Source organism: Yersinia fenwicki (assembly GCF_043099325.1).
Classification (GTDB): domain Bacteria; phylum Pseudomonadota; class Gammaproteobacteria; order Enterobacterales; family Enterobacteriaceae; genus Yersinia.
In genome coordinates this window covers 4501193-4523465 of record NZ_CP170755.1, presented here as the reverse complement: position 1 = coordinate 4523465, position 22273 = coordinate 4501193, and the positions used below count along the sequence as shown (strand labels likewise).

The window sequence follows — 22273 nt, the reverse complement described above, 5'->3', positions numbered from 1 at the left end:
TAAGGGGTAACTATTGCTGGCAGAAATGATCGACTAATTGACCAATCAGCTCACGAGTGGGTTCAATAAAGGCCATATCGATAAATTCATCCGGCTGATGGGCTTGATTGATGGAGCCGGGCCCTAGCACTAATGTCGGGCAAATTTGCTGAATAAACGGCGCTTCGGTGCAGTAGTTCACTACCGCCGTGCGCTCACCCAGTAATTTCTCAATAACCTCGACCATATGATGATCTGTCGGACATTCATAGCCCGGAATCGGTGGATGCAGTTGGTCAATACTCAAGCGACCCGGCCAGCGGGCACTGACGGGGGCCAGTGCTTCAGTCATCAATTCATCCAAATCACTTAATGTCAGCCCCGGTAACGGGCGGATATCCATATGTAATTCACAGCAAGCGCAGATACGGTTTGCAGCATCACCTCCATTGATGTGGCCGAAATTCATTGTCGGATAAGGGATAGCAAATGCCGGGTTGTTATAACGTTCTTGCAAAGTGGTACGCAGCTTCATTAGCTCGGTAATAGATTCATGCATCAAATCAATAGCATTGACGCCACGCGCTGGATCACTGGAATGGCCGGACTGACCGGTAATACGGATAGCATTGGAAATATGGCCTTTGTGCGCACGCACCGGTTGCAGTGATGTTGGCTCACCGATAATGGCAAAGTCAGGGCGTAATTGGGTGGAAGCGGCAAAATAGCGTGCGCCCGCCATGGTAGTCTCTTCATCAGCGGTTGCGAGGATATACAGCGGCTTACTCAATGTGCTGGCATCGATATCACGTACCGCATCAAGAATAAAGGCAAAGAAGCCTTTCATGTCGGCAGTACCCAGACCATACAATTTATTATCATGCTCGGTCAGAGTGAAAGGGTCGCGCGTCCAGCGGCCTTCATCGTAAGGTACGGTATCGGTATGACCTGCCAAGAGTAGCCCACCGCTGCCCTCTCCGCTGCTTTTTTTGCCAACAGAGTTTTCACCAATAGAGGCAAGTAGATTAAATTTGTGGCGTGTATCCGGTACCGGCTGGATTTCGACGCGAAAACCCAGATCAGCAAACCATCCGGCCAACAAGTTGATTAACGCCTCATTACTTTGATCGAGGGCGCTATCGGTTGCGCTGATCGATGGCGTTGCGATTAGCGCCCGATACAGCTCAATAAATGGAGGTAATTTCATCTTCACTGTTGACAGCCTTTGGTTAGGGTAGTATCAATATTCATGCATTAATTATGAATAAAAATACATTAAGCTTGAGTGTAAGGGAACCTAAAAACACCCTTAAATCTACGAAAATGTCAATGCTCAATCACGTGGGGGAACAGTAAAACCTTGCTGAGAACCCAAATGCCGGTTTTGACTACTTATGTCTTTATACCGAATAACATTTTTATACCCAAAGTACTAAGGGCAAGGTGAACTGAACCCATGTTGAATACGCTAATTGTTGGTGCCAGTGGTTATGCCGGAGCTGAGCTTACGGCTTACCTGAATCGTCACCCACATATGAACATAACCGGTTTAACGGTTTCAGCGCAAAGTGCAGATGCAGGGAAATTACTTTCTGATCTGCATCCGCAGCTAAAAGGCATTATCGATCTTCCGCTACAGCCCTTGGTGGATGTGGCTCAAGCGGCAAAAGGTGTGGATGTTGTCTTCCTCGCCACCGCTCATGAGGTCAGCCATGATTTAGCGCCACAATTCCTGGCAGCGGGTTGTGTGGTATTCGACCTCTCCGGTGCATTCCGGGTTCAGGATGCGGCGTTTTATAGTCAATATTACGGTTTTGAGCATCAACATGCCGATTGGTTGGATAAAGCGGTCTATGGATTAGCTGAATGGCAGGCTGAGCAAATTAAGCAGGCCCAATTGATCGCGGTCCCAGGTTGTTATCCAACCGCATCCCAGCTGGCGCTTAAACCGTTAGTGGAAGGCGGTTTGCTCAATGATGCACAGTGGCCAGTGATTAACGCCGTCAGCGGTGTGAGTGGCGCGGGTCGCAAAGCCAGTATTGGCAACAGTTTCTGTGAAGTGAGTTTGCAACCCTATGGTTTGTTTAATCATCGTCATCAGCCGGAAATTGTCGCCCACCTTGGTACGCCAGTGATTTTTACTCCGCACTTGGGGAATTTCGCCCGCGGTATTTTAGCGACCATTACCTGCCGTCTGAATGCGGGTGTGACAGCACAAGATATCGCTGAGGCATACCATAATGCCTATCAGGATAAGCCGCTAGTTCGGCTGTATAAGCAAGGCGTACCGGCGCTGAAAGCGGTGGTGGGTCTACCTTTCTGTGATATCGGTTTCTCTGTGCAGGGTGAACATTTAATTATTGTTGCGACAGAAGATAACCTGCTCAAAGGCGCGGCAGCGCAGGCCGTGCAATGTATGAATATACGTTTTGGCTTTGCGGAAACCCAATCTCTGTTGTGAGTAATAAAACGCTAAGCAGCAGAGGTTTTAACCGAGTCAGAACTGAAATTTTTTCTAATTATATTGAGGCGAAACATGATAAATCCGTTGGTCATTAAATTAGGTGGCGTGTTGCTCGACAGCGAAGAAGCGCTGGAACGCCTGTTTACTGCATTGGTGACCTATCGTGAGAAGCATGAGCGCCCGCTTGTGATTATGCACGGTGGTGGTTGTCTGGTTGATGATCTGATGAAAAAACTCGCGTTGCCGGTGGTGAAGAAAAACGGCCTGCGTGTGACGCCTGCAGATCAAATTGACATTATTACCGGGGCATTAGCGGGTACCGCCAACAAAACATTGCTGGCCTGGGCGGTTAAACATGACATCAATGCGGTTGGCTTATGCTTGGGTGATGGTAATACCGTGTCGGTCACCCCGCTGGATGCGGCACTTGGCCATGTGGGCAAAGCCGAAGCTGGCTCACCGGCTTTAGTACAAATCTTACTGGCCGCAAATTACATGCCTATCATCAGCTCTATTGGTATTACTAAAGATGGTAGTCTGATGAATGTAAATGCCGATCAGGCAGCGACTGCTTTGGCTGCGACATTGGGAGCCGATTTAATTTTGCTGTCGGATGTCAGTGGGATTTTAGATGGCAAAGGCCAGCGCATTGCTGAGATGACTGCACAAAAAGCCGAACAACTGATTGCGCAGGGCATCATCACTGACGGTATGGTGGTTAAAGTGAATGCGGCGCTGGATGCGGCTCGTTCATTGGGCCGTCCGGTGGATATCGCCAGTTGGCGTCATGCAGATCAGTTACCGGCGCTGTTTAACGGGGTGCCAATTGGCACGCGTATTCTGGCCTGATACCTGATACTGTTTATTTTATTATTAATTTTTATAACCCAAAGTCATTGGAGTTACAGGTAGGCAGCCAGCAAACGAATCCCGATGAGCTTACTTAAGTCAGTGATTCGGGTGAGCGAGTGCAGCTAACAACCCTGTAGCTTCAAGGATGAAGGGTAGGATTTAGGGAAGCAAGATTATGGCATTGTGGGGCGGACGGTTCAGTCAGGCGGCAGATCAGCGTTTTAAGCAATTTAACGATTCGCTGCGGTTTGATTACCGACTGGCAGAGCAGGATATTATAGGTTCTGTTGCCTGGTCGAAAGCACTGGTGACGGTCGGCGTTTTAACGGCGCCCGAACAGCAACAACTTGAGCAGGCGCTCTCTGTTTTATTAGAGGAAGTTCAGGCCGATCCGCAAGCTATTTTAGCCAGTGATGCAGAAGATATTCATAGCTGGGTTGAAACAAAACTGATTGATAAAGTCGGTGATTTAGGCAAAAAACTGCATACCGGGCGCAGCCGTAACGACCAGGTGGCAACTGACCTGAAGTTGTGGTGCAAATTTCAGATAACTGAATTACAAACCGCCGTGCAGCAATTGCAACAAGCGCTGGTTATCACTGCCGAAGCCAATCAGGATGCGGTGATGCCGGGTTATACCCATTTGCAACGCGCTCAACCTGTGACCTTTGCACACTGGTGTCTGGCCTATGCTGAAATGCTGGCTCGTGATGAAAGCCGCTTGCAAGATACCTTGAAACGCCTGGATGTCAGCCCGTTAGGCAGTGGCGCTTTAGCTGGAACAGCCTACGCTATTGATCGCGAACAACTGGCAGGTTGGTTAGGTTTTGCTTCGGCCACGCGTAATAGCCTGGACAGTGTTTCTGACCGTGACCATGTATTGGAATTACTGTCAGATGCCAGCATTGGTATGGTGCATTTGTCCCGTTTTGCAGAAGATCTGATTTTCTTCAACAGCGGCGAAGCAGCTTTCGTTGATTTATCTGATCGTGTTACATCGGGCTCTTCCCTGATGCCGCAAAAGAAAAATCCAGATGCGCTAGAGTTAATTCGTGGTAAATGTGGCCGGGTACAGGGCGCATTGACCGGGATGATGATGACGCTCAAAGGCCTGCCTCTGGCTTATAACAAAGATATGCAAGAAGACAAAGAAGGCCTGTTTGATGCGCTCGATACTTGGCTCGACTGCTTGCATATGGCAGCGTTGGTATTGGATGGCATTCAGGTAAAACGCCCACGTTGCAAAGAAGCGGCTGAGCAAGGTTATGCCAATGCGACTGAGTTAGCTGATTATTTGGTTGCCAAAGGTGTGCCATTCCGTGAAGCACACCATATTGTCGGTGAGGCGGTGGTTGAGGCGATTCGTCAAGGGAAAGCATTGGAGGCGCTATCATTAAGTGATTTGCAAAAATTCAGTGCAGTCATTGGCGATGATGTTTATCCGATCCTGGCGTTACAATCTTGTTTAGATAAACGTGTTGCTAAAGGTGGTGTATCACCGCAACAAGTCGCATCGGCTATTGCCGAGGCTAAAGCGCGTTTATTTTAATTCGCAGAGTATTGGTTAATATTGAAGCGGGCCACAATTAATGTGGCTCGTTTTGCGTTATAAATACTTAAATATATTTTATTCGTTACTCGTTTTATTTATAAATCTTTAATCCACGTAACAGCTACTGCTATATCTAGATTATTTATTTCTTCTATTAAATCAATATCATCAGCGACCTGGCGTTTTATTCTTAATAGACAGTTGAGTTTATAACCACAAATGATTATGATAATCATTATCAAATAATGGCGATATAGTAAAACCTCTACTAGCATTAGAAAATTAAATGAATGTTACTTAGGTGAAATAATAGTAGATCTTACTGAAAAAAATTATTGAATCCTCTAATAAAGTAACTGCTTTATTTTTAAATTTAATGCCCCATTTATTTGATGACATAACTTATTTAGCCCATACAAAATAACATCATTTTAGTTACCGGATACTTTCTATTATTTGGCGGTAATCTTATAGCTAAATTTCAGAGTGAGTACCATTTAAACAAAGGCTAATAATTAATTGACGTATTGCTTTTATACTAATAAGGATGAAATCTTATAAATGGATAATATATTAAGAGATAAAAGAATAACAATAAATGCAATGAATAGAGTTACATTCGGTATATTCTTGGCGTTAGTCACTCAAGGTTATTCAGAGAGGATCAATGCTGAAACTACCGTCATACCTGCCAATGAACATGACATAGTATTAGATGAGCTGAAAGTGGAGGGTACCAGTAATGCCCATGAGGGGGACTGGGTTTATGATGAACTCCATTCCGTGAGTGAAATATCCCGCGAACAGCTCGATAACCGGCCTGCCCGCCATGCGGCGGATATATTGGAACAAACCTCCGGTGTCTATTCAAGCGTTAGCCAACAAGACCCTGCACTTTCAGTGAATATTCGTGGCATTCAGGATTATGGCCGTGTCAATATGAATATTGACGGTATGCGGCAAAATTTTATGAAAAGTGGCCATGGGCAACGCAATGGTGTGATGTATATCGATCCGGAAATATTAAGCGATGTGGTGATTGAAAAGGGGGTCACCAGTGGTATTGGCGGAGCGGGGGTAATAGGCGGTATTGCAACGTTCAATACAATTAATGCCAGTAACTTTCTTGAATCGGGAAAAGAAATTGGCGGCAAAATCCGCGTTCTCACCGGTGATAATGGCACCAATTTTATTGGCAGCGCCGTGCAGGCGTTGGGGAATAAACATGGCGATATATTAATTGCCATCAGTGAGCGCAATTTAAGTGATTATTGGCCGGGCAATAAAGGAACTTTGGGAGATATTCGATTTGGCAACGGCACAGAGAAATTTAATTATGATATTAAGAATAATAAAGTGCCGTTCACCAATTATAAAATGCAGTCGCACTTGGCCAAGTTGGGCTGGAATTTACCCGCCGATCAACGATTGACATTCAGTTATCTGCAAACACAAATACACAGTCCTAATACTGGTTTTATGACTAACGTAAAAGAAGGTCCAGGAAAAGGAAGGCATGGCTGGGTAAGCAGCAGTGTGAGTGATGTGCTGAATCGCAATATTGGGCTGGATTATAGTCTCAATCCCCAGCATATCGCCTGGCTAGATATGACGGCAAAAATCTATTACGTTGATACCGATGATAAAACGGATACTCATAATGCCAATGTTGTTTACCGCGATAAATTCTGGACTCAAACCCGCTTAAGTACCCGTGGTTTACAACTGCAAAATACCAGTTTTTTTAGCTTTGCCGATTACCATCAATTCCGTCTCAACTATGGTCTGGAATGGTTTAGTGACCACTCAACCGGCAACTCAACTCATGCATCAATGCTTGGCATCACCCCACCCGGCAAGCGCACCATTACCAGCACCTTTGCTCAGTTGAATTATGAATATGCTGATTGGCTGCGGCTGGAAGGTGGGCTGCGTTATGATCAATTTCGCTTACAGGGCAATACTTGGATGCACAGCAAAAATTTTCGCGGAGACTATACCCGTGAAAATCCCTGCAACCAAAAGATACATGAGCAATATCTTATCGAGTGGAAACGGTGCTCATCTAACCGGTTGATGAAAATGACCTGGGAGGTCGATCGCCGTGAACAACAACTTTCACCTACGCTAGCCGTCGGCATCAAGCCTGGCGTACAGTGGCTGGAGTTTTTTGGCAATTACGGTAAATCCTGGCGGCCACCGGCGATTACTGAGGTGCTGGCCACGGGCAGCGCCCATGGTCATGGTTGGATCTTACCCAATCCTATGCTGGCCGCTGAGCATTCCAAAGCTTGGGAAGCTGGCATGAATATTCAACACAGCCATCTGTTTATTGCAGAAGACCGCTTAGTCACTAAGCTGGCCTACTTTGATACCCGTGTCACTGATTATATCAATCTTGAGTTATCCAAAACTAAACCGCTGTATGGAGGCGGGAGCTTTACCAACGCGACTTATATTAATAATTTACTGGCCACTCGTTTTCGTGGTCTGGAATATCAATTGAGTTATGATATGGGTTTTTTTTATACCAATTTAAATTATACCAGAATGATTGGCGTTAATTATTTTTGTTCAAAAAGAGCCTGGTTAGGTGGGGTAAAGAAAATGGATTATAATGGGAATGATTATTATGGTGATCGATATTCTATTGATGATGACTATGCAAATAATAAAATTGATTGCCTTGAGGCAAAGAACTTATTTGGTTCTTCTGCCTATTTACCGGGTGATCGCGGCAGCTTAACTTTAGGTGGAAGACTTTTTGATAAAAAGCTGGATCTCGGCACCGTTATTCGTTATAACAAAGGACACCAAGATAAATCAGTTATTAATAATAAAGGCCATGCTAATACCGCTTATGTTGCTGATTGGCCCAAATATACCATATTTGATTTTTATGCCAGCTATAAGATAACTAATAATTTAACTTTGCGCAGCTCAATAGAAAATATAACTAATCGCGCTTACCTTATTAGTTATGGTGATTCACTTTCTTTTGCGCCAAATCGTGGCAGAACTATTCAGGGTGGTTTTGAATATAAATTTTAGAATTAACATTCAGAATAGAATTAAGGGACTGATGGAAGTTTTAAATATTCAGATGGAATGATATCTTCATCTGTAGTCAGGTGACTCAATGATGAGTCATATTATTGTTGTTAACGATAAGGAAATTTATTATGACAGTAACTATCAAATATCAAAGTCAATTCAGTAACGACACTCTAACTTCTTATACTAAACAGTGGGCCACTAAGCATGGTGATATAAAAGACACCGGGGCCGAAGGATATTCTAAAGATTTTGGTCAATTTGCTGGCGGCGGATGGTTTGATGGAACCCAATATTCAGTTGGCAGCTCGCACAGTGATGCCAGTACTGCGATGATAGTTGAAGGCGAGTTGAAGTACTCCTTCATGCCTCAGCATACTTTCTACGGTAAAATCGATAGCTTGGAATTGGGTGAAAATCTGATCGCTAATTCCAATGGCATTGGTAGAGAGCTTAACCCACTGCAATTGAAAATGTTCGATTTAGATATTACTGGTGAGTTTGACACTAATAAGACAATGGCAGAGAACCATCAAGGTGATATGCATAAAGCTACATATGGTCTTATGAGAGGTAATGCCGATCCACTGCTGGAAGTGCTCACAGCTAAAGGCATTGATATTAATACCCCACTAAAAGATATGGCTATCGCCAGCCAATTCGACACTATGGTATCAGATATGCCAATGATTGATACCGTTGGTGTCTTTGAAAGCAGTGATATGTTATTAGCTGCTTAAGTAAAACTTCCGGAAAAGGATTTTCTGGTCGGATCTAGCTGTTGTGCAATAAATGTAATAAATGTAATAAGTGTAAGTGTACCATCGCCGTACTTTGCTATATTAGGTACGGCGGTGGTTCATATTTTATAAAGGGATATTAATATGACAATCACTATTAAATATCATGAGCAAATTAAAAACGAAACTATTTATTCTTATACTTATTGGTGGGCCTATGACTTTGGTGATATCGCGTTAGAATCGAGCGAAAACGAATATCATCTCTACTCGGCTGGGCCAAATCCTCCCACCGTTGGTGTAAAATATGCAATTCAAAACAGCACTTCTCAAAGTAAAGTTGCGATAGTGATGGAATCTAAAGGAATGCATGCGGCGATGGTATTGAAGGAATCTCCTCTAATTCCGGGTGAGAGTGAAAACCTGCAATTTGGTGAGTATTTAATCCCTATTCCAGATGCTGATTTAAAAGATCCTCAATTTCATCAACTCCAACTCCAACAAGTACAACTGGAATTCAGTGGGTTAGCTATTTCAGATGACATTGATATTTCAATGTTTGAGGTTTTTTTTGCGATGCTTATTGATAATAGCTATCCAAATGATATTAATCTTGGTGTATACGGTCTGTTGAGGGGAAACAATGCGCCTATACTGGAAATTCTTAAATCTCAAGGTGTAGATGTCAATACACCATTTAAAGATTTAGCAATTGCCAGTCAGTTTGAAATTCTTGCTGACAGACCACTAATTGAAACTGTGGGCACAACCGATGTGGGCGATATACTTTTAGCTGCTTAACCCTCTCCTTAGCCAAATGCTGAGCTACATATTAGTCATAAGTTAAAAGGATATTATTATGACGGTAATTGTTAGATTTAATGGAAATATAAAAGATGAAACCATTTACTCATATACCCATAAATGGATAAATGATTTTAATATAGCCACTGAAGAAGGGGCTAATTTTGGAGGTTTCCATGGGCTTAAAGATTCTATAACCAGGCAGTTCGAACAATTCTCGGTGACTAATACTTCAGGAGATAAAGCCACAATAATTCTGAGTGGGGAGATAAGTTTTGATTTATATCATAGGGTTATTTACGGAAAAGTGGAAAGTTTGGAGCTAGGCAAGGAAGGGGTTATTCAAACTGTGGAGGGCCATTCTATAATTGAAAAGCATTTGGTGGAGCCTCAATTGATATTTGATAATTTAAATATCATCGGTGAATATGATTACTTCAAAATGCCCGCCGAAAATCGAAAGAATGACATTCATCAAATTGGATTTAATTTAAAGGAAAATAATGCAGATATACTCTTGGGGATATTAAAAACTCAAGGTATTGATATCAATACGCCACTTAAAGATATGGCGAGTGCTAGCCAGTTTAACATACCGCTTATTGATACCTTGGGTACAAACGATAGTAATGAAATATTATTAGTGGCTTAATTAAATGTGCGGGAGAGTAGTTATCTTGCTAAGTAAATACTGCCATCACGATACAACTCTATACTTACTACGGTGATGATTATCATAGAAATTAAATTTTCTATGAATTTATATATTCTGATAAACAACTTTTTTTACAAAAATGAAAATCGGCCACCAGTGATTTTACGTTTAAATATTTTCAGTATGGAAATGGATGCCATGAAGTCACAAAAAACTATCGACCTTTCTTCGGATTCGCTGACAATTCTTTCCGTTCTGGCCAGTCACAAGAAGAGCCTATGGGGGATAGGACTTTTTACAGCAGTAATTAATCTTTTGATGTTAGCCCCTGCAATTTATATGTTGCAAGTTTATGATCGGGTTCTGGCATCAGCTAATACCATGACATTGTTGATGCTTACTGTTCTGGTTCTGGGAATATTTGTATTTATTGGCTTACTTGAGTGGATTCGCAGTGCGATAGTCATTCGTCTCGGTACGCGTATTGATATGCAACTTAATCAACGAGTGTTTAATGCTGCTTTTGCATCCCAACTTATGGGGCATACCGCTCCCGCGGGCCAAGCGTTGAATGATCTCACCTCTTTACGCCAGTTTGCGACCGGCAATGCCCTGTTTGCTTTTTTTGATGCTCCCTGGTTCCCGCTTTATTTACTGGTTATTTTTGTACTCCATCCCTGGTTGGGTGTATTAGCCGCATCCGGGGCTTGTGTGTTGATTTTTCTGGCCTGGCTTAACCAGTGGGTGTGTAAAAAACCATTGAAAGAAGCCTCCATTGTCACCTCACAAGCAACGCAACAAGCGAATGCGAACTTACGTAATGCGGATGCGATTGAAGCGATGGGGATGCTGGATGCATTACGCAAACGTTGGTTAGCGCAGCATTCACGTTTCCTTTATCAGCAAAATGTGGCCAGTGATAAAAGTAGTCAGGTTACTGCGGCTTCTAAATCCAGTCGTCAGGCCTTGCAATCAATGATGCTAGGGCTGGGGGCATTATTGGTCATTGATGGTGCAATTACGGCTGGCGTCATGATTGCTGGTTCTATCTTAATCGGACGAGTATTGGGGCCAATTGATCAATTGATTGCCGTCTGGAAACAATGGAGTCATGCACGATTATCTTATTTGCGGCTCGCCCATTTATTAGCTGAGCACCCACCTGTACCCACTGGTATGGCGCTCTCGGCGCCCACAGGAAAGCTCAATGTGGCACAACTGACTGTGTGTAAACCGGGTACACATATTCCCATTTTATATTCCATCGATTTTGAATTACAGGCTGGCGATGTTTTGGGCGTTTTAGGGGCATCAGGTAGCGGTAAATCGACTTTGGCAAAGCTATTGGTGGCCTGTAAACCGGCTTTTAGCGGCTCGGTACGGTTGGATAGTGCAAATATTTCTCAATGGGATAAAACTCACTTGGGACAATTTATTGGTTACTTACCGCAAGATATTCAGCTATTTCGCGGGTCGATTGCGGAAAACATTGCGCGCTTTGGCGCGGTTGATACCGCAAAAGTGACAGCGGCAGCCCAAATGGCAGGGGTACACGACTTAATCCTGCATCTGCCACATGGCTATGACACTCAACTTGGAGAGGGGGCTGATGAACTCTCCGGTGGTCAGCGTCAGCGTATTGCTCTGGCGCGGGCAATGTATGGTGTGCCACGACTTATTATATTGGATGAGCCCAATGCCAGCTTGGATAACGAGGGTGAAAGAGCCTTATTGGCTAGCATCATCCAGCTCAAAAAGCAGAGCTGTACCATTGTGATGATCACCCATAAGCCAGAGCTATTATCAGGTAGCGATTTTCTGTTGCTACTTAATAAGGGGCGGATGGAATTATTTGATCGTACTGCGGCCGTTCTGCAGCAGATTAAAGGAGCGGATATGCAAATGGTCAACGCCGAAGTCAAGGCAACCGGTAGCCAGAAATCTTGGGGAGGCGGTATGTCATATTCCGTCATCCCTGCTCGCACAGCATCCCAAAAATCATAATGTTAATTATATACCCACATATCCACGGATGGAGTCTTCACTAATGTTACCTGAATCTGACCATTCTTCGGCTAAGAATTTAAGTCAACATCCACTACTGCAAACCAATAGCGGGCGATATCTTGGCCTTGGCACATTATTGGTTTGTGGTGGCTTTATCGGTTCTTTGTTGTGGGCGGGATTGGCTCCTTTGGATAAAGGTATTGCGGTGATGGGGCATATTGTTGTGGCAGAAAACCGTAAATTGGTTCAACCGCTGCAAGGAGGACGTATTCAGCAATTGCATATTGCTGAGGGCGATGACGTCATGCAAGGGCAATTACTTATCACTCTGGATGATACTGCACTACTCAGCCATCGCGATAACTTACAAAATCAGTATTTGAGTGCGCTTGCTCAAGAGTCTCGTCTCACGGCAGAGCAACATGAATTACCGACAATTATCTTCCCTACCGCATTGCTTCAGTATCCAGCACAAGCTTTAGTTGAGCGTAATACTGTGTTGCAGCAGCAGCTATTCCTCCATCGTCGTCAGGCCCAACTGAGCGAAATTGCGCGGCTATCAGCACAAATTACCCGTCACGAGAGTCGACTTGATGGGTTACAAGTGGCCCGCGGCCATAACCAGCGCCAATTTGACTTATTCCAGCGACAATTACAGGGAGTACAGTTATTGGCCAAAAATGGTCATGTTGCTCAAAGTCAGTTGTTAGAGATGGAACGTCAGGCGATTTCATTGCGTGCCAATATAGAAAAGAATACCAGTGAGATTTTGGAGCTTCACAAGCAAATTGGCGAAACAGAGCAACATATCTTACAACGGCGCGAGCAGTATAAAAGTGAGAACCGCGAGCAGTTGGCCAAAGCGCAACAAAACACTCAAGAGTTGGAGCAGCGCTTGGGGATTGCAGAATATGAATTAGATAATGCGCGAATTTATGCTCCAGTCAGTGGCACTGTTATCGCTCTTGCTCAACACACGGTTGGTGGTGTGGTCAGTACCGGGCAAACATTGATGGAACTAGTTCCCAGTGGGCAGCCACTATTAGCTGAAGCTCAGCTTCCGGTGTCATTAATTGATAAGGTGATGGTTGGGTTGCCGGTGGATCTGAATTTCTCTGCTTTTAACCAAAGCAGCACCCCGCGGTTACAAGGTTCGGTATTACACGTTGGTGCTGATCGAATTCAGCATCCGAATACCTCAGAATCTTATTATCCTTTAACTGTTGCCATTGATATCACACAAACCGAGCTGGAAATCCGGCCCGGTATGTCAGTTGATATTTTTATCCGAACAGGGGAGCGCTCATTACTTAATTATCTGTTTAAACCCTTAACTGATCGCCTGTACGTTGCTTTTTCTGAAGAATGATTTAGGGAGGTAATTGATTAATAATAAAGGAATATAGTGACTTAATTTATGAAGATACGGCAGATAAACGGTAGTGTGATTTTCTTTTGGGTCAGTGCCTTATTAACCAGCGGTGTCCATATTTATCTGATATGGCTATTGAGCAATACCCTTATCCCCGCGATATATACAGAGGCCTCTCCTGTGGCAATTATGATCGCGGTGTCGACGGAGCCGGAGTTTGCCGAATATATGGAGCAAGATTCGGTAGTCGGTATCACTCAAAATATCAACGAGCCGGTTACGGAGGTGTCGGAACATCAGCCAGAAGAAGTGAGCCATATGCTGGTTGCACCTGAGTATTCAAATGCTGCGTTGATTGTCGAGAAAGAAGTAGATGTGCCGCCAAAAGAGCTAAACAACGCAAAACGACCACAACAGAAAGTGATGACACCACGTCAGCCTATTAATGAACAAATATCTGAAAACCAAAGCAGCCCCTTAGCGCCAGCAGTGGTAACCAGTACGCCTTTATCGGGGGAGAGTCATCGAGTCGCAGCTGCGACGAACAGTCATTCTTTGCATAATCAACAAAGTAAAATGAATTGGAAAAGCCGGTTACAAGGGCATTTGGCAGGGTTTAAACGTTATCCACCTCGTGCACGAAAACAGCGCCAGCAAGGAACTGTGATTATCCGTTTTGTGGTTAATAAAGAGGGATATGTGCTATCTACCAAACTTGTTAAGAGCAGTGGGGTTATTGCTTTAGATCAAGAAGCATTGGCAGTGGTTAAACGCGCTCAACCATTGCCACAGCCCCCCGTCGGGTTATTATCGAATGGGCAGGTTTCATTGACTATGCCAGTTGGTTTTGATCTAAAAAATATAAGACGGTGAACAGTGGGGTGTTTTTTGACGTTGCTGCGCGAAATAAAGGATAAAAAACCGGGCATAACGCCCGGTTTCAGGCTGCTGACAAACGCCAACGACTCGATCTTGCAAGGTGAGAACAGGTAGATGAGTAAAGCGTCCGCGCCAAGGATGGCGCGGGTCGAGCTCCCAGGGAAGCTTGTTTTAACAAAAGAAGTGTGGCGTCTTTACGATCTCCCTGTTTTCACCGTTACGGGCACTTCGTCATTAACCTCGTTTAAACGGTTGGAAAAGGTTATTCACCTGGGCAGCGCAGGCAACGTTCGGCCTCGTCAGTACCCAGTTTCAATTTAGACTGCAAATCACGCAATGCTGTACGCAAACCTTCTTCAATCACGGGGTGATAGAACGGCATATCCAGCATCTGGTTAATGGTCATTTGTTGTTGATGTGCCCAAGCCAATAGATGGGCAATATGCTCAGCACTTGGCCCCATCATCTCGGCACCCAGGAAACGGCCTGTTCCCTGTTCGCCATAAACCCGCAAGATACCTTTGTTTTTCAGCATGACCCGTGAGCGGCCTTGATTCTCAAAAGAGACTTCGCCGATTTCAAAGCAACCGCATGCACTGAACTTTTGCGACAATTCGCGGAATGTAGAGCCTACCATCGCGATTTGTGGGTCAGAGAACACCACAGAGATTGGGCTGCGGCGTAAACCCGGTACCACTTCAGGGAATCCACCGGCGTTTACCCCCGCGATGCGAGCCTGATCACTGGCTTCATGCAGTAAGGGTAATTGGTTGCTGGCATCACCGGCAATAAAGATATGCGGCACGTTAGTCTGCATTGTCAGCCGGTCGGCTGGCGGAACACCACGATCGTCAAGTACCAGTGAGGTATTTTCCAAACCCAGTCTATCGACATTCGGCCGGCGGCCTGTGGCAGCTAAAACATAATCCACCATGATTTCTTGTGGTGAACCGGCTTCATCCAAATAGCGGATAAAGACTTTATCCCCTTCGCGCTGCATCACTTCAACTTTCACATCTGGGTTGAGATAGAACTCTTCACCCAAGGTTTTTGCTGCGTAATTGCGCACAATACTGTCTGTCAGCGGGCCGACACCGCCACCCACGCCGAACATGTTGACTTTAACACCGAGTCGATGCAGTGCCTGGCCAAGTTCCAACCCAATAACACCTGGCCCGAAAACCGCGACTGATTCGGGTAAATCGTCCCAGCTGAATACGTCGTCGTTGACGATAAGTCGATCACCCAGCTCATTCCAGGCAGCAGGCCAGCTTGGGCGAGAACCAGTAGCAATGACAATGCGTTGCGCCACAATACGTGTGTGATCATCAACTTGTAGTGTGTTGTCATCAATAAAACGGGCATACCCCTGAATTTTGTCATTGGCCGGAATGTTATCGACACCTTCCAGCACAAAACCCACAAAGCGGTCTCGCTCGCGTTTGACGCGATCCATGACTTCACGACCATTAATCAGAATGTCGCCTTGTAGGTGAATACCAAAACCGGGAGCTTTTTCAAGCTGATGTACAGCTTCAGCCGCCGCAATCAACAGTTTGGATGGCATGCAACCGACGCGGGCACAAGTAGTACCGTATTCGCCACCTTCAATCATGACTACATTGGGGGTCGCCAGTTTGGCCGCGCGATAAGCGCCAAGTCCTGCAGTGCCGCCACCAATCACAGCGACATCAACGTTTAAGGTTTTCATGTCTGCTCCATAACAGGAAAAAAGGTAGGCCGAAGCCTACCAAGCTACTTCATATTATCTTCATTCTATTAATATTATTAAGCAGATAAGTAATTCTCTAAATCATCACTACCACCAATATGGCGGCCACCGATAAACACTTGTGGCACTGTCCCACGGCCAGTCACAGCGCGCAGACTGACGGTGGTGGCATCTTTACCCAGCACGATTTCTTCATACTGAATACCACGATCTTGCAGCATCTGTTTAGCTTTGGCACAGAATGGGCAGCCTGGTTTGGTAAAGACAGAAACTGATTCCTGTACTTTAAAATCAGGGGCCAGATATTTAAGCATGGTGTCAGCATCAGACACTTCAAACGGGTCACCTGGTTTGTTTGGCTCGACAAACATTTTCTCAACCACGCCATTACGTACCAGCATTGAATAACGCCATGAACGCGGTCCGAAGCCCAGATCAGCTTTCTCAACCAGCATATTCATGCCTTTGGTGAATTCGCCGTTACCATCAGGAATGAAAGTAATATTTTCAGCATGTTGATCAGCTTTCCAGGCATTCATCACGAAAGTATCATTGACCGACACACACAGAATGCTATCAACACCGTGTTGTTTAAACACACCGGCCAGTTCGTTATAACGCGGCAGATGGCTGGAAGAACAAGTCGGGGTAAAGGCACCCGGTAGTGAAAATACGATTACGGTTTTATTGTTAAATAACTCATCGGTAGTTACATCAATCCACTGGTCGCCCTGACGGGTATGGAAAGTGACTTGTGGGACTTTTTTACCTTCTTGGCTAGTAAACATTTGTAACTCCTTAATTAGAAAATAAAATATTTAAATTTTTCTGGGTATCTCTTCGTTGGGACACATTATTCATTTTATCACTTGATAGTTCTAATCACTGGTTGCTATCTTATCTATCGTTAATGGCTATCATAAAGCGGAGCACCGATGAATATTCGTGATTTAGAATACCTAGTGGCGCTGGCTGAGTTCAGGCATTTCCGTCGCGCAGCCGACTCTTGTCATGTCAGTCAACCCACATTAAGTGGCCAGATTCGTAAACTGGAAGATGAACTGGGCGTGATGTTGTTAGAGCGCACCAGTCGTAAAGTGTTGTTTACCCAAGCAGGGTTGTTGCTGGTGGAACAAGCCAGAACAGTATTGCGAGAAGTGAAAGTGCTCAAAGAGATGGCTAGTTTGCAGGGAGAGAGCATGTCTGGCCCACTGCATATTGGACTTATTCCTACTGTTGGGCCGTATTTATTGCCGCAAATCATCCCTATGTTGCATCAAACATTTCCTAAACTGGAAATGTATCTGCACGAAGCGCAAACCCAAAACCTTCTGGCACAGTTGGATAGCGGTAAACTCGATTGTGCCATTCTGGCTTTGGTTAAAGAGACAGAAGCTTTTATTGAAGTTCCGCTCTTTGATGAGCCGATGCAATTGGCGATTTATGCTGATCACCCGTGGGCCGATCGTGACAAAGTGCAGATGCATGAGCTGGCAGGTGAGAAATTACTGATGCTGGAAGATGGTCACTGTTTGCGAGATCAGGCGATGGGTTTTTGCTTCCAGGCCGGCGCTGATGAAGACACACATTTCCGCGCTACCAGCTTGGAAACTCTGCGTAACATGGTTGCAGCGGGAAGCGGAATTACGCTATTGCCATCACTTGCAGTACCGAATGAAAGAAAGCGTGATGGTGTTTGTTATCTGGAATGCTACAAGCCAGTACCAAAGCGCACTATTGCGTTAGTGTATCGCCCCGGCTCCCCATTGCGTGGCCGCTATGAGCAACTTGCCGAGGCCATACGTAAACACATGCAACCGCGCATGGATTCAGATGTTATCAACCCAAAATTAGAACAGGCGGTTTAATCCATTGAGTGCAGCCACTCGGTAGGCTTCTGCCATAGTTGGATAGTTGAAGGTAGTATTAACGAAATATTCGATAGTATTGCCTTCTCCTTTTTGCTCCATTATGGCCTGCCCGATGTGGATAATTTCAGCCGCACGTTCGCCAAAGCAATGAATGCCGAGGATCTGTTTGGTTTCCCGATGGAACAAGATTTTTAAACTGCCGGTATCCATGCCAACGATTTGCGCCCGTGCGAGATGTTTAAATTGCGCGCGACCCACCTCGTAGGGGACTTTCATCGCTGTTAGATCTTGTTCCGTTTTACCCACCGAGCTGATTTCCGGGATAGTATAAATTCCGGTTGGAATATCTTCGATCAGGTGAGTATTCGCTTCGCCTTTGATCATCGCCTGTGCTGCAATTCGCCCTTGATCATAAGCCGCAGAGGCCAGACTTGGGTAGCCAATGACATCCCCAACCGCATACACATGGGAAAGTGCTGTTTGATACATGCTGTTGACCTTCAACAAGCCGCGGCTATCCGCTTCCAGCCCAATTTTCTCTAAGCCTAAGCCACTGGTATTACCGGTGCGTCCATTAGCATACAGCAAACAATCTGCTTTGACCTTTTTGCCTGATTTTAGATGGACAATAACTCCGTCAACGGTTCCTTCAATCTGCTCAAATTCTTCGTTATGGCGGATAACTACGCCGTTATTCCAGAAGTGGTAAGAGAGGGCATCTGACATTTCCTGATCGAGGAACGCCAGCAGACGGTCGCGGGTATTGATTAAATCAACTTTGACACTCAAGCCACGGAAAATTGAAGCGTATTCACAGCCAATAACCCCAGCGCCATAGATAATGACGTGTTGGGGCTCATGGCTGAGTTGTAAAATAGTATCGCTGTCGTATATGCGTTCGTGGGTAAAATCAACATTTGCTGGGCGATAGGGGCGTGAACCGGTCGCAATCACGATGTTATCGGCTCGCAGTGTATCGTTGGTACCATCTGCATAACGCACGTTTATGGTATTGGCATCAATAAAACTAGCATCGCCGGAGAACATTTGGCAGTGATTACGATCATAAAAGCCCTGGCGCATACGGGTTTGCTGATTAATAACGCGATCCGCATGGTTTAAGATATCAGCAAAAGAGGAGCTGATGGTTCGGGCGTTGTCGCTGTAAAGTGGATTTTGATTGAACTCGATAATACGGCTAACGGCGTGGCGCAAAGCTTTGGAAGGGATGGTGCCCCAATGGGTGCACCCCCCGCCCACATTACTGTACCGTTCAATCACGGCGACGCGGGCACCTTGCTTAACCAACCCCATAGCGGCACCTTCACCGCCAGGACCCGAGCCAATAACAATGGCATCAAAATGGAAATGCTGTTGCATGTAGGAGAGACCTATTATTATACAAAATTACAACGCAACATTAACATCATCCTGGATATAACCCAATAAACAATAGGTAAATTCCCGTGACGTGTGCTGTAAAGCGGCAATTCTGTATTGTGATGATACGTTTGTATAACGGTTGTTACTATAAAGTTTGGTATATTGCTGACTATATGTCTTAGATTGAGAAATTGGATATCCTTTGGGTACGATTATGGGCGTCAGAGCACAACAAAAAGAGCGGACTCGTCGTTCCCTTATCGAAGCGGCGTTCAGCCAACTAAGTGCTGAGCGGAGTTTTGCCAGCCTGAGTTTGCGGGAAGTCTCCCGTGAGGCGGGTATTGCACCGACTTCTTTTTATCGGCATTTCCGTGATGTAGACGAACTTGGGCTGACAATGGTCGACGAAAGCGGTCTGATGTTGCGCCAACTTATGCGGCAAGCTCGTCAGCGGATTGCCAAGGGCGGCAGTGTTATCCGCACCTCAGTATCTACATTCATGGAATTTATCGGTAATAACCCTAATGCATTCCGCTTATTGCTGCGGGAGCGGTCTGGGACGTCCGCCGCATTCCGTGCGGCAGTTGCGCGTGAAATTCAACATTTTATTGCCGAGCTGGCCGATTATCTTGAGCTAGAAAACCATATGCCGCGCAGCTTCACTGAAGCACAAGCTGAGGCTATGGTCACAATTGTCTTCAGTGCGGGTGCAGAAGTACTAGACGTAGATGCTGAACAGCGGCGACAGTTAGAAGAACGACTGGTTTTACAACTGCGGATGATCTCCAAGGGTGCTTATTATTGGTATCGGCGCGAGCAGGAAAAGCTCGCTGTATCCCGCGCTTAATAAGGTAAGGAAAACAATGGAACAATCTTGCTCTAAAAAACAATCTTGCTCTCAACAACAAGCTTATTCTGAAAAACAACCTCACCGTGAAATGGGCACCCTGCTGCTGGCTTTGATTACAGGGTTGGCAATAAACGGCTCATTCAATACGTTATTCAGCGGGTTTGTTCCTTTTTCAGTTTTTCCTCTGCTGACATTAATCTTGGCGGTTTATTGTTTGCATCAGCGCTATCTTAATTTTGCCATGCCGCAAGGCCTGCCGGTACTGGCTGGTGCGTGTTTCTTACTTGGCATTTTATTGTATAGCGCGATTGTGCGGGTTGAGCATCCGGCGATTGGTTCTAACTTTGTCCCTTCGATTTTGAGTGTGGTGTTGGTGTTCTGGATCTTATTCAAACTGAAAGCACGTAAATCGGTGCAGATAGACATCAATACTGATACCGACGCGGATATAGATAACCAGCATCCGCAATAGCTTTTCTGTTCATTCATTGCACCCAATAGAAAGGGCAACATCGCGTTGCCCTTTTTTGTCTCGATTCCTGCTGTCCGTCAGTCTCGTTTTTCCAGTAAAACCCCACATTCCATATGATGGGTGTAAGGGAACTGATCAAATAGCGCTAATCGGCTGATTTTATGAGTGTGTTGTAACTGTTCAAGGTTGGCACTCAGGGTTTCTGGATTACAGGAGATATAAAGGATACGTGGATAGGCCTGTACCAGCTTAACAGTTTCATCATCCAACCCACTACGTGGCGGATCGACAAAAATGGTCTCGCAGTTGTAACTACTCAAATCAATACCCTTCAGGCGGTTAAACTCACGCACACCTTGCATAGCCTGGGTAAATTCCTCCGCTGACATCCGGATAATTTGCACATTATCGATATGATTGGCTGCGATATTGTATTGCGCCGCCGCGACTGACGGTTTGGCAATTTCAGTTGCCAATACGCGATCAAAATTACGTGCCAACGCCAGTGAGAAATTACCGTTGCCGCAGTACAACTCTAATAAATCGCCGCTGGCATGTTGAGTGACATCAATCGCCCATTCCAACATATGAATATTCACCGCCGCATTAGGTTGGGTGAAACTATTTTCAACCTGACGATAAATCATGTCGCGCCCGGCGACGGGCAACACTTCGTCGATATGGTCGTGATCCAGCATGATTTTGGTTTTTGACGCTCGGCCAATCAGTTGCAGGTCAAAACCTTGCTCGCGCAATTGGTCACGCAGTTCCAGGGCTTTGTGCTGCCACTCTTCATCTAATGGACGGTGATATAGCAAAGAGGCAATCAGTTTGCCACTTAGGGTCGATAAGTAATCAATCTGGAACAGTTTGCGTCGCAAAATCGGCTCGGCTCTGATGGCCGTCATCAGTGCACTCATTAGACGATTAATTAACAAACTGGCTACCGGGAATTGCTCAACCCTAATTCGCTGCTTAGTCTGTTGGTCAAACATGATGTGGTAAAGGTCGTCTTCATCATGCCAAACACGGAACTCGGCTCTCATGCGGTAATGTTCTGCTGGAGAACGGAATATTTCCGCAGCGGGTGCCTGAAACGGCGACATCATCGCCTGAAGACGGGCAGATTTTTCCGCCAATTGGTGCTCGTAGCCGTCAGTCGGCAGGATGTCAGGAGTCATGTTTCTTCTCGTCTGGACATAATAAAAGAGGAGTATTGCTGCGGATTGTAGGGAAAGTGGCTCTGATGTCCAGTTTTGTTGTATTTATTCCTTGTAACAATAATGGAAGTCTAGACATCTATTTTACTTGATCGTAGCATTGCGTTCCGGCCTCAAGCTGTTACTTAAACACCTAAGAGTTAAAAGGGAATCCGGTGTAAATCCGGAGCTGACGCGCAGCGGTAAGGGGAAGTCACGGCGATAGGTTTCAACCAGACACTGTCCGTAAGGATGGGAAGTCATCGCCCGCTCTGTTTTATTCATAGTCAGATAACAGAGATCCCAAGCCCGAAGACCTGCCGGTATCACGTCGCAATATTCGTGGTCGTCGCGTAATACCGGCCATGGCACTGCGGCATCCGCTATTTGAGTTTGGATGCTCTCTTA

Annotated in this window: 18 protein-coding genes and 1 riboswitch; of the genes, 13 read left to right on the top strand and 5 right to left on the bottom strand. The window is 45.3% G+C overall.

The window, feature by feature from the left end; translation table 11 throughout:
- Window positions 1–10 precede the first annotated feature (10 nt).
- Window positions 11–1186, bottom strand: coding sequence for an acetylornithine deacetylase (gene argE / locus ACF3VQ_RS20490; protein WP_392435741.1), 1176 nt, complete (start codon window positions 1184–1186; stop codon window positions 11–13).
- A 249-nt stretch (window positions 1187–1435) separates the two neighbouring features.
- Between argE and argC the strand changes: the two genes are divergently transcribed.
- The 10 genes from argC (at window position 1436) to ACF3VQ_RS20440 (ending at window position 14352) form a co-directional block, all read left to right on the top strand.
- Window positions 1436–2440 carry an N-acetyl-gamma-glutamyl-phosphate reductase gene (gene argC / locus ACF3VQ_RS20485; protein WP_392432752.1) on the top strand — a complete coding sequence of 335 codons (1005 nt, stop codon included), beginning with the start codon at window positions 1436–1438 and terminating at the stop codon, window positions 2438–2440.
- A gap of 75 nt (window positions 2441–2515) precedes the next feature.
- On the top strand, window positions 2516–3292 hold the full coding sequence (gene argB, locus ACF3VQ_RS20480; RefSeq protein ID WP_392432751.1) for an acetylglutamate kinase: 777 nt from the start codon (window positions 2516–2518) through the stop codon (window positions 3290–3292).
- A gap of 178 nt (window positions 3293–3470) precedes the next feature.
- Window positions 3471–4844: an argininosuccinate lyase gene (gene argH / locus ACF3VQ_RS20475; RefSeq protein ID WP_392432750.1), complete on the top strand. Its 1374-nt coding sequence runs from the start codon at window positions 3471–3473 to the stop codon at window positions 4842–4844.
- A gap of 564 nt (window positions 4845–5408) precedes the next feature.
- On the top strand, window positions 5409–7898 hold the full coding sequence (locus ACF3VQ_RS20470) for a TonB-dependent hemoglobin/transferrin/lactoferrin family receptor (protein ID WP_392432749.1): 2490 nt from the start codon (window positions 5409–5411) through the stop codon (window positions 7896–7898).
- A 131-nt stretch (window positions 7899–8029) separates the two neighbouring features.
- Entirely contained in the window at window positions 8030–8641 is a 612-nt protein-coding gene (locus ACF3VQ_RS20465; protein ID WP_392432748.1) for a heme acquisition protein HasA, read from the top strand.
- Between the two features lie 144 nt (window positions 8642–8785).
- Window positions 8786–9442, top strand: a complete 657-nt coding sequence (locus tag ACF3VQ_RS20460; RefSeq protein WP_392432747.1) for a heme acquisition protein HasA — start codon at window positions 8786–8788, stop codon at window positions 9440–9442.
- Window positions 9443–9500: 58 nt separating this feature from the next.
- On the top strand, window positions 9501–10097 hold the full coding sequence (locus tag ACF3VQ_RS20455; RefSeq protein WP_392432746.1) for a heme acquisition protein HasA: 597 nt from the start codon (window positions 9501–9503) through the stop codon (window positions 10095–10097).
- A 186-nt stretch (window positions 10098–10283) separates the two neighbouring features.
- Window positions 10284–12104, top strand: a complete 1821-nt coding sequence (locus ACF3VQ_RS20450; RefSeq protein WP_392435739.1) for a type I secretion system permease/ATPase — start codon at window positions 10284–10286, stop codon at window positions 12102–12104.
- A 43-nt stretch (window positions 12105–12147) separates the two neighbouring features.
- Window positions 12148–13476 (top strand): HlyD family type I secretion periplasmic adaptor subunit, encoded by a 1329-nt coding sequence (locus tag ACF3VQ_RS20445; protein WP_392432745.1) that lies wholly within the window; start codon window positions 12148–12150, stop codon window positions 13474–13476.
- 48 nt (window positions 13477–13524) lie between these two features.
- Window positions 13525–14352 (top strand): energy transducer TonB, encoded by an 828-nt coding sequence (locus tag ACF3VQ_RS20440; protein ID WP_392432744.1) that lies wholly within the window; start codon window positions 13525–13527, stop codon window positions 14350–14352.
- Between the two features lie 268 nt (window positions 14353–14620).
- Here the strand turns inward: ACF3VQ_RS20440 and ACF3VQ_RS20435 are convergent, their stop codons facing one another.
- Together ACF3VQ_RS20435 and ACF3VQ_RS20430 are read right to left on the bottom strand one after the other, a co-directional pair.
- The gene (locus tag ACF3VQ_RS20435; protein ID WP_392432743.1) at window positions 14621–16069 is read right to left on the bottom strand and encodes a dihydrolipoyl dehydrogenase; all 1449 of its coding nucleotides are present in this window, start codon (window positions 16067–16069) and stop codon (window positions 14621–14623) included.
- Between the two features lie 77 nt (window positions 16070–16146).
- Window positions 16147–16878: a glutathione peroxidase gene (locus ACF3VQ_RS20430; RefSeq protein WP_392432742.1), complete on the bottom strand. Its 732-nt coding sequence runs from the start codon at window positions 16876–16878 to the stop codon at window positions 16147–16149.
- A 147-nt stretch (window positions 16879–17025) separates the two neighbouring features.
- On the opposite strand from ACF3VQ_RS20430, the gene oxyR reads away from it, so the two are divergent.
- Window positions 17026–17958, top strand: coding sequence for a DNA-binding transcriptional regulator OxyR (oxyR, locus tag ACF3VQ_RS20425; protein WP_392432741.1), 933 nt, complete (start codon window positions 17026–17028; stop codon window positions 17956–17958).
- Here the strand turns inward: oxyR and sthA are convergent.
- Window positions 17941–19341, bottom strand: a complete 1401-nt coding sequence (sthA, locus tag ACF3VQ_RS20420; RefSeq protein ID WP_392432740.1) for a Si-specific NAD(P)(+) transhydrogenase — start codon at window positions 19339–19341, stop codon at window positions 17941–17943. The two genes, oxyR and sthA, sit on opposite strands and share 18 nt — an antisense overlap.
- Before the next feature lie 217 nt (window positions 19342–19558).
- Here sthA and fabR point away from each other — a divergent pair, with 217 nt between their 5' ends.
- Entirely contained in the window at window positions 19559–20191 is a 633-nt protein-coding gene (gene fabR, locus ACF3VQ_RS20415; RefSeq protein WP_005163800.1) for an HTH-type transcriptional repressor FabR, read from the top strand.
- A 16-nt stretch (window positions 20192–20207) separates the two neighbouring features.
- Complete coding sequence (locus ACF3VQ_RS20410; RefSeq protein WP_392432739.1) at window positions 20208–20666, top strand: YijD family membrane protein; 459 nt, start codon at window positions 20208–20210, stop codon at window positions 20664–20666.
- A gap of 77 nt (window positions 20667–20743) precedes the next feature.
- Here ACF3VQ_RS20410 and trmA read toward each other — a convergent pair whose 3' ends face one another.
- On the bottom strand, window positions 20744–21847 hold the full coding sequence (gene trmA, locus ACF3VQ_RS20405; RefSeq protein ID WP_392432738.1) for a tRNA (uridine(54)-C5)-methyltransferase TrmA: 1104 nt from the start codon (window positions 21845–21847) through the stop codon (window positions 20744–20746).
- A 130-nt stretch (window positions 21848–21977) separates the two neighbouring features.
- A riboswitch (cobalamin riboswitch) is annotated at window positions 21978–22205 on the top strand.
- Window positions 22206–22273: the final 68 nt, after the last annotated feature.